This is a genomic window from Corynebacterium sp. MSK122 (assembly GCF_030229435.2).
Classification (GTDB): Bacteria; Actinomycetota; Actinomycetes; order Mycobacteriales; family Mycobacteriaceae; genus Corynebacterium; species Corynebacterium marquesiae.
In genome coordinates this window covers 67,678-79,850 of sequence record NZ_JASPHV020000009.1, presented here as the reverse complement: position 1 = coordinate 79,850, position 12,173 = coordinate 67,678, and the positions used below count along the sequence as shown (strand labels likewise).

At 60.8% G+C, this 12,173-nt stretch carries 12 protein-coding genes; 3 read left to right on the top strand and 9 right to left on the bottom strand.

The features are described from left to right. Positions 1-11 precede the first annotated feature (11 nt). The gene (locus QP934_RS05605) at positions 12-1,001 is read right to left on the bottom strand and encodes an N-acetyltransferase family protein (protein WP_419127015.1); all 990 of its coding nucleotides are present in this window, start codon (positions 999-1,001) and stop codon (positions 12-14) included. Continuing rightward, positions 1,001-1,624, bottom strand: a complete 624-nt coding sequence (locus QP934_RS05600; RefSeq protein WP_198492102.1) for a peptide deformylase — start codon at positions 1,622-1,624, stop codon at positions 1,001-1,003. The genes QP934_RS05605 and QP934_RS05600 overlap by 1 nt, the downstream gene beginning before the upstream one ends. Between QP934_RS05600 and QP934_RS05595 the strand changes: the two genes are divergently transcribed. The 3 genes from QP934_RS05595 (at position 1,623) to QP934_RS05585 (ending at position 4,039) form a co-directional block, all read left to right on the top strand. Next, positions 1,623-1,898, top strand: a complete 276-nt coding sequence (locus tag QP934_RS05595) for a DUF3263 domain-containing protein (protein WP_337887895.1) — start codon at positions 1,623-1,625, stop codon at positions 1,896-1,898. The genes QP934_RS05600 and QP934_RS05595 overlap by 2 nt on opposite strands. A gap of 23 nt (positions 1,899-1,921) precedes the next feature. Then, entirely contained in the window at positions 1,922-2,722 is an 801-nt protein-coding gene (locus QP934_RS05590; protein ID WP_419127014.1) for a LytR C-terminal domain-containing protein, read from the top strand. Positions 2,723-2,902: 180 nt separating this feature from the next. Next, positions 2,903-4,039 (top strand): glutamate--cysteine ligase, encoded by a 1,137-nt coding sequence (locus QP934_RS05585; protein WP_349821067.1) that lies wholly within the window; start codon positions 2,903-2,905, stop codon positions 4,037-4,039. 25 nt (positions 4,040-4,064) lie between these two features. Here the strand turns inward: QP934_RS05585 and QP934_RS05580 are convergent, their stop codons facing one another. Genes QP934_RS05580 through QP934_RS05550 form a run of 7 tightly spaced genes read right to left on the bottom strand, consistent with a single transcriptional unit; the run spans position 4,065 to position 12,032 of the window. Further along, complete coding sequence (locus tag QP934_RS05580) at positions 4,065-5,543, bottom strand: glycosyltransferase 87 family protein (protein WP_349821068.1); 1,479 nt, start codon at positions 5,541-5,543, stop codon at positions 4,065-4,067. Between the two features lie 15 nt (positions 5,544-5,558). Continuing rightward, entirely contained in the window at positions 5,559-5,939 is a 381-nt protein-coding gene (locus QP934_RS05575; RefSeq protein ID WP_349821069.1) for a monovalent cation/H(+) antiporter subunit G, read from the bottom strand. Beyond that, on the bottom strand, positions 5,936-6,211 hold the full coding sequence (locus QP934_RS05570; RefSeq protein ID WP_086588236.1) for a monovalent cation/H+ antiporter complex subunit F: 276 nt from the start codon (positions 6,209-6,211) through the stop codon (positions 5,936-5,938). The genes QP934_RS05575 and QP934_RS05570 overlap by 4 nt, the downstream gene beginning before the upstream one ends. Continuing rightward, positions 6,211-6,738 (bottom strand): Na+/H+ antiporter subunit E, encoded by a 528-nt coding sequence (locus QP934_RS05565; RefSeq protein WP_349821070.1) that lies wholly within the window; start codon positions 6,736-6,738, stop codon positions 6,211-6,213. Before QP934_RS05565 ends, QP934_RS05570 begins: the two co-directional genes overlap by 1 nt. Continuing rightward, on the bottom strand, positions 6,731-8,557 hold the full coding sequence (locus QP934_RS05560) for a Na+/H+ antiporter subunit D (RefSeq protein WP_349821071.1): 1,827 nt from the start codon (positions 8,555-8,557) through the stop codon (positions 6,731-6,733). The genes QP934_RS05565 and QP934_RS05560 overlap by 8 nt, the downstream gene beginning before the upstream one ends. Beyond that, on the bottom strand, positions 8,550-9,050 hold the full coding sequence (locus QP934_RS05555) for a Na(+)/H(+) antiporter subunit C (protein WP_198492095.1): 501 nt from the start codon (positions 9,048-9,050) through the stop codon (positions 8,550-8,552). The genes QP934_RS05560 and QP934_RS05555 overlap by 8 nt, the downstream gene beginning before the upstream one ends. Then, positions 9,051-12,032 (bottom strand): Na+/H+ antiporter subunit A, encoded by a 2,982-nt coding sequence (locus QP934_RS05550; RefSeq protein WP_419127013.1) that lies wholly within the window; start codon positions 12,030-12,032, stop codon positions 9,051-9,053. Positions 12,033-12,173: the final 141 nt, after the last annotated feature.

Below are 12,173 nucleotides of genomic sequence, written 5' to 3'. Positions count from 1 at the left end.
CAGCGCGGAACTTAGCCCCGCAGGCAGGCGTAGATGCGGCGGTGTTGCTCGATGAAGCCGAGCTTCTCAGCCAGCCGCACTCCTGCGGTATTGGAAGCCGGCACGGTGAGGTAGGCATGCTCCGCGCCATTATCGCGGCCCCAGCGCAGCAGGTGCTGGAGCGTGAGCGTGCCGTATCCGCAGCGCCGGAAGTCCTTGGCCACTTCGATGGAAGAAAGACCCAGCCACGTGGTGTCATCGCCAGATTCGCTCAGGATGCCGCGGGCGATGGCGACGGTCTCGCCATCGAGGACTAGGCGGCCAAAGCCGAGCATTCCCTCGACGTGAGCGCCAAGGCTCTGCACCGCCTCGGCAGGAAGGGCATCGGTGCGCGATTGATACATCGCCAGCCACTCGTCATCGGGCTGGGCGGCGATGTGGAAGGTGGGGGAGGTAGAGGGGGCGTCGGCAAGCGTGGGCAGATCCCGCAGGACCATGGCGAGGACCTCCGGCTCGGTCTCCCAGGCGGGGTCGGCGAGCAGGCGTTCGGCCGGCTTGCCAATGCGCTCTGGAACCACCAGGCGCACCGGGAGGTTGTGGCGGGCGTAGAAGGCCTTAATCTCTTCCAGCGGCACCGGGGTAAAGCCCGCGGAAGGGCCCAGGGGAACGGCCGAGTTGGAGCGGCCAGTAACCCCATCGCCGGCGCGCATGAGCCAGGAACCGTCGCTGGTCCAAGCGTGCTCCGTGCCGGGGGAAGCCGCGGCCGCGGCAACCTCCACTGCGCGGATGTCGGAGTTGCGGACCATGCGCGGGGAGAGCCGTTTGATGATCTTCAGCTGCTCCGGCGGGATCTCCACCGCATCTAGGTCGGAAGGGTAACCGCCGACCTCTTGTGGGCGAATGACCAGCGGATTGAGGCTGAGCACATGCCCGATGACATCGCTATGTACATCGCCGAAATCGCGCCGGGCCACCACGCGCTCGCCCACCTGGACGGCATCGGAGCGGAAAATACGTGACATTAGTCGTCGTGGCCGAAGGGATCGGCGTCCTCGCCCGGTACCCAGGAGTACCCCGGCTCGGTCCAACCGTGGCGCTTAATGGCCTTCTTGGCCTGGCGCTTATAGCGGCCAATGAGGGTATCGGTGTAGAGGAAGCCATCGAGGTGGCCGGTCTCGTGCTGCAGGCAGCGGGCGAAGAAACCATAGCCTTCGACGGAGATGTCGTTGCCGTTTTCGTCCTTGCCGGTCACGCGCGCCCAGTCGGCGCGGCCGGTGGGAAAGCCCTCGCCAGGAACGGAGAGGCAGCCTTCGTCATCGGAGCCGTCGTCGGCAGGCATGGTCTCTGGAATCTCGGAGGTCTCCAGCACGGGGTTAATAACGCAGCCCTTGCGCATGCCTGCCTTTTCGGACGGCAGCTCGGTGCCATTGGGGCCATCCGTATCGGGGCAGTGGTAGACAAAGAGGCGCTTGCCAATTCCTACCTGGTTAGCGGCCAGGCCTACGCCATGGGCGGCATCCATGGTTTCATACATGTCCGCGATGAGCTGCTGCATTTCCGGGGTGGAAATCTCGGATTCTTCCACCGGTTGGGTGGGTTCGTGAAGCACGGTCTCGCCGTGGATAACGATGGGGCGAATAGTCATGCCTTACAGTTTAGGCATGAACCCCTTGTCTGACCTAGACGCCGCCATTTTGGACTTCGAGGAAACCGCGCCGCGTAGCATCGGCCGCAAGGAAGAGGCTATCCGCGCGCAACTGGACATCTCCCCGGTGCGCTATCATCAGCGCCTTAACCTGCTTCTCGACGCCCCCGCGGCCGCCCAATCCCATCCCCTCCTGGTTGCACGGTTGCGGCGCCTGCGCGAGGAGCGAGAAGACACGCGGCGCGCCGCGCGGGGAAATATCCCAGATAGTTAATCCTGAGTACTAGTGTTGCGTATGTGACTAATGTGAATCCGGAAAATTCGACCGACAAGGTATCCGACGAAACCCGCGCCGGCTCTGCTGACGGTGCGTCCGCTTCCCGTGCAGCTAAGCGCCCCGCTGGTGGTGGCGCGCACGCTAAAAAGGGCGGCCTCCCGCTGCGCGGCCTGGCGATGGTCCTTATCGCCGTGGCCGTTATGCTCGGACTCTGGGCTTTGTACTCCATGACCTCAGGCGACGATGACTCCACCGTGGCGTCTGAGAGCACGCAGGAAAATTCCACCGGTTCCACCATCGGTGCCGCGCCCGAAGGATCTGCCGGCCCCGACGCCGCAGGCTCCCGTGCCCCTGGCGCTTCCGAAGGCGCTAGCGCCCCTGCCCCCGCACCGGCGCCCGCCCCAGGTGAAGGCGATGCCGCAGGCGACTCGGCCGCTTACGGCGCTGCCGATGAGGGAGCCGCGGCCGAGGGAGATGCCGCCGCAGGCGAGGAAAACGCCCACTCCGCCGCGCGTGACCGCAATGATATTAAGGTCAGCGTCCTCAATAACTCCGGCGAGGTAGATAAGGCCAAGAAGGAAGCCGATTCTCTCAAGGGTGGCGGCTTCAAGGTTGGCTACGTGGGCAACCTGCCTGGCGACGTCCTTACCGTCCCGAAGACCACCGTCTTCTTCCCCGAGGGCGACGCCTCTGCTGAGGCGCTGGCCAAGGAGGTAGCCGCCCGCTACCAGGCCGATGTCGCCCCCATGAACCGCGACCTGCCAAAGGAAGCCACCGATGACGGCGCCGTCGTCGTGGCCCTAGCGGTTCCGCAGGCCTAAGCAAGCCACGCACCTGACTTAAAGTCCAAGGCCCTCCGGCCGAAGAACAAGCACCATAGTTCTTCGGCCGGATGCCTTGGACTTTTGTGATCTGAACTTTTCCTCGCCCGCAGGTCCGCCGGTGCGAACAGCTTAAATAAAATCCCCGCCTTAATACCTGTCACCCGTTAAGCTGAATGGGTGAAGATCCCGGCAGAACAATTCGCCCGCTCTCCCGAACCAACACTCGGCGTGGAATGGGAGGTGGCGCTCGTGGACCGCGACACGCGCGACCTTGTCCCGCGCGGCGCAGAGCTCATTGACCTCGCCACTGCAGCCCACCCCGAGATCCATCTGGAAAAGGAATTCCTCCAGAACACGGTGGAGCTGGTCACTGGCATCTGCCATACCGTGCCGGAAGCCATCGCTGACCTGAACACTTCCCTGAAGGCAGTGGAAGAAGCAGCCGATAAGCTGGGCGTAGACGTCTGGGCCTCCGGCGGCCACCCGTTTACGGACTTCCGCGAGAACCCGCTTTCGGATAAGCCGAGCTATCAGGAAATCATCGCGCGCACTCAGTACTGGGGCAAGCAGATGCTGCTATGGGGCACGCACGTGCACGTGGGCCTTAGCCATGAGGACCGCGTATGGCCCATCATCAATGCGCTGATGACCAAGTACCCCCACCTGCTGGCCATTTCTGCGTGCTCGCCTGGGTGGGAGGGCCTCGATACCGGTTATGCCTCCAACCGCACCATGCTGTATCAGCAGCTGCCCACCGCAGGCATGCCGTATCAATTCCGTGATTGGGCCGAGTGGCAGTCCTATATGCGCGACCAAGCCATTTCCGGCGTTATTAACCACACCGGTTCCATGCACTTTGATATTCGGCCGGCGTCCAAGTGGGGCACGGTGGAGGTGCGCGTCTCTGATGCGACGTCCAACCTGCGCGAGCTCTCCGCCATCGTGGCGCTCACCCATTGCTTGGTGGTCTATTACGACCGGCTTATCGACGCCGCGGAGCCCCTCCCCATACTGCAGCCCTGGCACGTAGCAGAAAATAAATGGCGCGGTGCCCGCTACGGCATGGACGCGCTGGTGATTACCTCCCGCGAGACCGATGAGGCCTGGGTCAAGGACGAGCTGGCGGAGATGGTGGAAGAGCTAACCCCCATCGCGCGCGAGCTGGGATGTGTTAACGAGTTAAAGCTCATCTATGAAATTATCGATAATGGTGCCGGCTATGAACGGCAACGCCGCCTTTTCGAAGAGACCGGCAGCTGGCGCAAGGTAGTGGAGGAGACCTGCCGCGAGTTGCACACCTTCCGCCCGCTCTAAAGCGGCGGTCAGGCGGGGCCCGGGGCTAGTCCTCGGAGCGCGAATGGCGACCGTAGGCCGGGGTATCGGGGATATCGGTGATGTCCTGGGACGCAGGAAAAGCGCGCGTTTCGGGGCCCACCGCGGGCATTTCTGCTGTCTCATCGCTGATAGTGTGCGTTGCCTGTGATTGACCACCACGGGTCGTAGACTCGGTGCTCAAAGAGCGCGCTCGTCGGGCCGCGGTCGCGGCGGCAGCGGGTTGCGCGACAGAAGGTTGCGCGAGCTGCTGGGGGTTACCAGGGGCGGTCGTTTCCTCGGCCGGCTGGGTGCCAGGGATGAAGCCCCACACCGCGTAGAAGGCGATATACAGGACACCGGCGCCGGTGAAAGCCAGCATGCCCCACGGCTGCAAATCCCAGTGATTGAGCGAGCGGCTGGCCGCAGAAAGCCACACGGCTGCAGAAATAAACGGCATCGTTACGGCGCACATTGCGAGCACAGAAACCAGCCCTGACAACTGCGCACCGAGGAAACCGGTCAGGCGCTTGCCCAGCGCCTGGTTGACCGAGACCATCACCACGATAGCCAGCGGCACCGTCCACACCCAGTGGTGATACCAAGAGAAGGGCGAGACCAAGCAGGAACTGATACCGGCGAGCGCCAGCGCCGCCGAGTTATTACGGTGCTTCATCGCGGTACGCAGCGCCAGGCAGGTCAAAATGAAGACCACGACCACGGCGGCGAGCCAGATCCAGCCGCCATCGATGCCCCATGCGCGGACCATCACCGAGCGAATGGACTGCGCACCTGGGTTGGTGTGCTCGCCCACGCGGGAGGACTTAAAGATAGCGTCGGTCCAGAAATCAGCGGCATCCGGAATCGTCACGAAACCAATGGCAACGGTCACCGCGAAGGTAAGGATAGCGATGATCGCTTGCCACCAGCGCTTCTGGAAGAGCAAGACCAGCCCCATATAGGCCGGGGTGAGCTTCATACCCGCGGCCAAACCGATGCCGATGCCCGGCAAAGCGTGCTTGCGCGGGAGGATGTCCAAGGCCACCAGCAGCATCAAAAAGATGTTGATCTGGCCAAAGAATAAGGTGCCGTGCACCGGCTCATTCGCCGGGGTACAGCACAGCAGCAAAAGGCCCAGCAGCCACATTGCCGGGGAAAGCTTGAGTCCACGCTCGCGCAGGACCAGCATAATAACCGTGAACAAGGCGAGGGCGATGCCGCCCTGCCAGAGGAGGATCAAGGGGGCGTCGGCAAGCCTGGAAAGCCACGTGAAAAGAGTGCCGGAAAAGGGCGGATAGGTAAAAGGCAGGTCGCCGATGTAGGCGTTATCGTAGAGATCCGCGCCCTCGGCTACCTCACCGCCGGCGAGCCAATAAATCTTCAGATCCAGGGGAACGCGCCACACAAAGGCGCTATTGCCATCGTAGATACTAAAGCGGTAGACGATGACGCCGATAAGAGCGGCGAGCACAGTCACCATAGTGGGAAGCCCATAAAGCTTTTTCACGGTGAAAAGCGTCTCCTACTTTCGGCGCAGCGACTTCGCGGCGGGTCGGTCGTTGCGGGACATGGTTTCCTCGGTGCCGTACAGACCCTCACGGCGTGCAATACGCGAGGTGCGCTGTGCGGTTACCGGGCTAGTGAACATGGCAAACAGTACCAGCAAAACCAGTATTCCTAAATCCCCGCGCTCGGCTACGCTGAAGGATTCCGCGCCCGTGATGCGGATAAACGCGCCCAGCATGGTGAGGATAAGACCGGTGGTCTGTGGCTTGCTCACCGCGTGAACGCGCGACATCGTGTCCTTGAACCGGGCGACGCCGATGGCCGCGGCTAAGGTGAGGAGGCTGCCGCCGATGATCAGGATGAGCGAGAGCACATCTGCGATAAAAGACCAGCTCATTGATTATCCCTCTTCCTAAACCTGGTGACGGATACGGTGGAGATGAATCCCAGCAGCGCGATGACCAGCATGGCTGAGACCACCGTGGTATTGAGCGACCAGCACATGTAGGTAGCAAGTGCACACTGGAACATTGCGGTAAAACCATCCATACCCACCAAACGGTCCAGTGAATTGGGCCCGGTGATGATGCGCCAGACGGTAATAAGGAAAGAGACGACCAGCAGCGCGGCGGCCACCAGCAAAATTGCGTTATAGATCTGGGGATCCATTAGGGGTGGCTCCTTTCAAAGATGTCGATGAATGAGGCCTCCAAACGGGCTACAGCATTGATTTCGCGCTGGATTTGTTCCTCATCGCGGGCATCCAAGATATGGACGGTAATCATACGGTTTGCAATGTCGATATCGGTCACCGTGCCACCCGGCTGCAGGTTGTACAGCGTCACCGCCAAAGAGATAGCAAACTCATTATCCAAGCGCATGGGCAGCTCTAAGATGGCGGTCTTGGGCACCGGCTGCGGGCGCACGGCCAGCCAGCCCACTTTGAGCGAGGCGTAGAACAACTCCCAGAACCAGCGGATCATGAATGCAATGAGCTTGCCCCAAGAGACGTCAATGCCGGCAATGGGCATAGCAGGAAGCGGCAGGGCAAAGACAATGACGACGCCGATGATAAACCCAGCCACCAGGTTGCCCACGGTGACCTCGCCCATGAGCATGCACCACATGATTACCAGCCAGACGATGAACCACGGGCGGAAGCGGTGGCGCAGGCCGGAAAAGCGCGTGTTAGTCATCGCTAATATCCTTCCTCTTGGCGGCATCCGGGGACTTTACGCCGGTGGAATGCGCATCGCGTCCACCGGCTTCCGGGTCGGTGCGGGCATCCAAACCCGCTGAATCCGGCGGCTCCACCTCCGGGGAAGGGTTGCGGCGATTCTTATAGGAATCAGCGCCGCCGGTGTAGCGCTCCTTCTGGTTGAGGTGGCGGGTGGGGTCATCCGCGCGGTCGCCCAGTACCGCGTACTGGTAAATGGACGTATCCTGCGCGGATTCGGCCGCGCGTGAGGTGATACCGGAAATCGGTCCGGCCAAGAAGGTAATGGACGTAGACGCTGCCACCAGCAGGGTCGTAGAGGCGATCATGCCAAAGGGTACCCTGCCTACATCCTGGCGAGAAGAAAATTCCACCTCATCGGTGATATCGGAAAGCGGGGCTGGGCGGGCGAGCGCCACGTTGCCTTCTGGGGCATCGGCGCGGTCGCGTTGAAAGCCCTTGGCCCACACCAACATCATGACGTAGAGCGTAAGCAGCGAGGTGACTATGGCACCGACGATGAGTACCCACGCCATCCAGGAGCCTTCATTCGCACCGGCTTGCAGCAGGATGACCTTGCCCAGGAAACCGGAGAATGGCGGGATGCCGCCCAGGTTAATGGCAGGGATGAAATACAAGATTCCGATGAGCGGGGCAGAATACATTAGCGAGCCCAAACGGCGCAGCGAAGACGTTCCGGCCTGGCGCTCGACCAGTCCGACCACCAGGAACAGCGCAGTCTGGACCAGAATGTGGTGTACGGCGTAGAAGATGGCGCCGGATAGCCCCTGTGCGGTTCCCAACGAGACGCCGAAGATCATGTAGCCAATGTGGCTGACCAGGGTGAAAGACAATAGGCGCTTAATATCGGATTGCGCGATGGCGCCCAAAATACCTACCAGCATCGTGGCGAGGGCTATCCACATGAGCACGGTATCGAGTCCCCCGGCAGTGAAAATGGAAGTGCGGGCGCGGATGATGGCGTAGACACCCACCTTGGTCAGTAGGCCGGCGAAGACGGCCGTGACTAGTGAAGGGGCCGTGGGATAGGAGTCCGGCAGCCAGGCGTCCAGCGGCACCACGGCGGCTTTAATACCAAAGGCGACGAGCAGAGTGGCAAAGATGGCGGTACGAGTTCCTTCTGGAATATCCTGCATGCGCTGGCCGATCTGAGCCATGTTCATCGTGCCCACAGAGGAATACACATACCCCAACGCGAGCAAGAAGATCATTGACGAAGCCATGGACACCATCACGTAGCCCACGCCGGCGCGAACTCGACCGGCTGAGGCACCTAGGGTCAACAGCACATAGGACGCCACGAGGAAGACCTCGAATCCCACGTAGAGGTTGAAGAGATCGCCGGCCAAAAAGGAGATATTAACGCCCATGGTCAGCAGCATGTAGGTGGGCAGGAATACGGCCACCGGCTCGTCCTTTGTGCCATCGCGCACGCCCTGGGAAATGGCGTACCAAATGACAGAAAACAGCACTACGGAGGAAGTAAAGAGCATGACCGCAGAGAGGCGATCCGCCACGAGCGTGATGCCCACCGGGGCGTCCCAACCTCCTACCTGCAGGGTTTGGATGCCTTCAAAATCCGCGATGAGGATGAGAAGGGCATTAACTACTGCGGTAAGGAGCAGCGAGAAAAACACGATCTGGCGCTGCGCATTGGGCGTGCGGCAAAAAATCAATGCGAGTGCTGCGGCCACTGCGGGGATGATAATCGGCAGCGGAATGAGGTAGCCGATGTAGGGAAAGAGGACATCGACAAGCGGCTGTACGGTCTCACTCATCGTGGGCTCCCTTTACTGGTTCCTCGAAAGATGCGGGGCCGAAATTATCGCCTTGCTTGGTGGCGCGGCCCGTAGTCGGATCATTGGACGCATCGTGGTCCGGGCTGGCGGCCGCATTGCCGGGGCGTGCGGCCTTGGCGGCAATTGCGGTATCTTCCGCGTCATCTTCAATGACATCGTCTGTACGGTAGCGGTACTGCCGGTATGCCAAGGTGAGTATGAAAGCCGTCAACGCCATGGAAATGACGATGGCGGTCAGAATCATTGCCTGCGCCAGTGGATCCGCAATCTCGGCGCCGTAAGGCTCCGACTCGCGGCCATCGATAGGCGGGGAACCGGCTGAACCGCCGGACTGCAGTAAGAAGAGGTTAGCGCCATTGCCCAAAAGCAACAGGCCAAGCAGCATTTTGGTCATGGCGCGGTCTAGGAGTAGGTAGACGCCCGCGGCTACGAGCACACCGGCGGCCAAGAGGAGGAAGAGGTTGGCTTCCATTTATTTCTCCTTCCCTGTGGTGGCGGTTGTGCTTGCTGTAGCGGCTCGTTTCTTTTCCTTGCGCTGGGCCCGTTGCGCCTTTTGCTTGGCGGTGCGTTGGCGTTGCTGCCGGGCCAGCGAGCGAGCGCGATCGCGGGCGCGTTGCTTACGCATATCCTCTTCCTCATCCAGTTTGGCGCCCAAGGAATTGAGGATGTAGAGCGTGAGCCCCACGACGATGAGGTAGACACCTGCGTCAAAGACCAACGCTGAAGGCAGTGAAACCTTGCCGATGAGCGGAATCTCCGGCGAGGTGTATCCGCTGGTAAGCGGCGGGTGTCCAAAGAACATCGGGGTCACCGTGGCCAGTGCGGACAGCAAGAGACCGGTGCCCATGGTGCGGCCGGCATCAATAGGCAGGGTTTCTTCCAGCTCCGCGCGCCCACCAGCCAGGTAGCGCAAGATGAGTGCTAGCGCTGCGACGAGGCCGCCGGCAAAGCCGCCGCCAGGGGCATTGTGGCCGGCGAAGAAGAAGTAGAAGGACAGTGCGACCATGGACGGAAAGAGCACGCGCGTGGAGACATCGATCATCAGCGAGCGGTTGAGTGCTTGCTCTGATTCCACCCCGGCGGCCAGCCACCGCCGGCCGGTAACCCGCAGGGTGGGACGGCGGCTTTCGCGGCCGAAGGATTGGGTGCGATAAATCAGAGAGACCACGCCCAGTGCGGCGATGATGATCACCGTGATTTCGCCAAAGGTATCCCAGGCGCGCAAGTCCACTAGCAAGACGTTGACAGCATTGGCGCCGTGTCCAATCTCTTTGGCCAGATCCGGCATGAACTCGGAGATGGGCTTAGACTGACGTGCGTTAATAGCAAACATCGCCACCACGGTGACGGTAAGGCCTGTGCCCACGGAAAGCCACGCGCGCAGGCGCCCCATCTTGGGGTCCTGCTTCCACTCGGTGGAGGCCGGCATGCGGCGAAGAACCAGCATGAAAAGAACCATTACGATGGTCTCAGTCAGCAGCTGCGTCAGCGCCAAGTCCGGCGCACCGTGCAGAGCGAAGATGAAGGCGAGGGTATAGCCAGTCACCCCGACGATGATCACGGCTGATAAACGATTATCGGTGACCGTGGCGGCTACGGCGGCCACCATGATGATGAAGGCGGCGACGATCTGCCAAGGATTTTCCGCCACAATCATGCGGATATCGGTGAGATCACCCTTGATGATCATAGCCAGTGGCAGCAGCATCAATGTGGCAAAGATAACCGTCAAGTTCAGCTGCAGGGAGCCGCGCTGCGTGGTTGCCGTCGTGCGCAGCGAGAGCTGGCGCAAAAGAGCGATGACCGAATCATAGGCATCATCCGCATTGCCCAGCGCAGGGTAGGCGAATTGCCACTTGACCAGGACCTGGCGTTGCCAGTGCATAATAATACCGCCCACGATAACGAGTGCGGAGAGGCCGAGTGCCACGGTAAGTCCATGCCACAGGGCTAGTTCGCTATGCTCCTTCGGGGCGAAGGTGGAGTCGAGGTGCTGGTCAAAGGCTGCCGATAAAGGCTTGGGGAACACACCAAGTGCCACGGTTAGGGCAGTGAGCAGGGCAGGAGAGAGCCATAATCCCATAGTTACGGGATGCATCTTGGCGACGGCCTCTGCCGGCTCCGTTCCATTGACCTCCTTCTTGGTGGCAAAGGCACCCCACAAAAAGCGCAGCGTATAGGCCATCGTGAGGATAGAACCGAGGACATAGGCCACAAGCATCATATTGCGTGGCATGCCGACCAAGAGCTCCTCGTGCATGGTGGCTTCCAGCACGGCCTCTTTGGCCACGAAGCCAAATAGAGGTGGGACGCCGGCCATGGAGAACCCGGAAATGATTGCAATACCGAAGAGGAATGGTTCTTTGCGCCCCAATCCGGATAGCTTGGTGATATCCCTCGTGCCTGAGCAGTGATCGATAGCGCCGACGACCATAAAAAGCGCCGCCTTAAATAGCGAGTGTGCAAAGGTCAGCGCGAGACCGGCCTGCATGGCTTCCCGCGAGCCTACGGCCATGATGGAGGTGATAAACCCTAGCTGGGAGACGGTGCCATAAGCCAAAATCAGCTTCAGGTCGCGCTGCTTGAGCGCCATCCAGCCGCCGAGCAGCATGGTAAATACGCCTAGGGAGATAACCACCACGTGCCAAGTGGCCACCTCATACATTGAGGGCGCCAGGCGCCCGATTAGATAGATGCCGGCCTTAACCATCGCGGCGGAGTGGAGATAAGCGGAGACTGGAGTCGGTGCCGCCATCGCGCCGGGGAGCCAAAAGTGCGCCGGTGCAATTGCAGACTTTGTTAGTGCGCCCGCCAAGATAAGCACGATGGCCACCGTGACATAGGGCGTCTGCGCAAAGTTCTCATAGGCGGAGATATCACTAAAGGTCCACGCCCCAGTTTGCCGTCCGAGCAAGATAATGCCCATGAGCATGGTCAGCCCGCCCAGAGCGGTGACCATCAGCGCCTGCTGTGCCGCGCGGCGGGAGGAGGCTCGTTCCGCATAGTAGCTAACCAAGAGATAAGACAGCAGGGAGGTAATCTCCCAGAACACGTACATGAGAAGGAAATTGTCCGCGGCCACTAGACCAAACATGGCGGTGGCAAAGCCCACCATTTGCGCCGCGAACATGGCCAAGCGGCGCCGCGTGCCGTCGAAATAGCCCCAGCAGTAGACCAATACCAACGCGCCCATGCCCAAGATGATGAGGCTAAATAGCGCGCCTAGTCCGTCTAAGCGGAGGTCAAAACTTAGGTTCGCGGACGGCATCCATTCCACAGTGTGATCAACTGCGCCACCGTCTGCGAAGGTGCCGCGCAAAAAGTGCATGAGCGTCCACACAAAGCCTGCGCCGGGGACTAAGGCCAAAATTCCAAATGCCGGGCGACCCATTCGCATGATGAGCAGCGGTGCTACCACGGTGGCGGCGATGAGAGTACCCAGGAGTATTAGCACGTTGGTTACTGCGCTCCTTTTGGTTGTGTCACGTTCTCTTGCCCCGCTGCCGCGAATACCACGAGCATCACAACTAATGAGAGACGAGAACATTCACGAGCCGCACGCCGCTGAGTACGCCGCGGTGGCATAGTGCAAGCA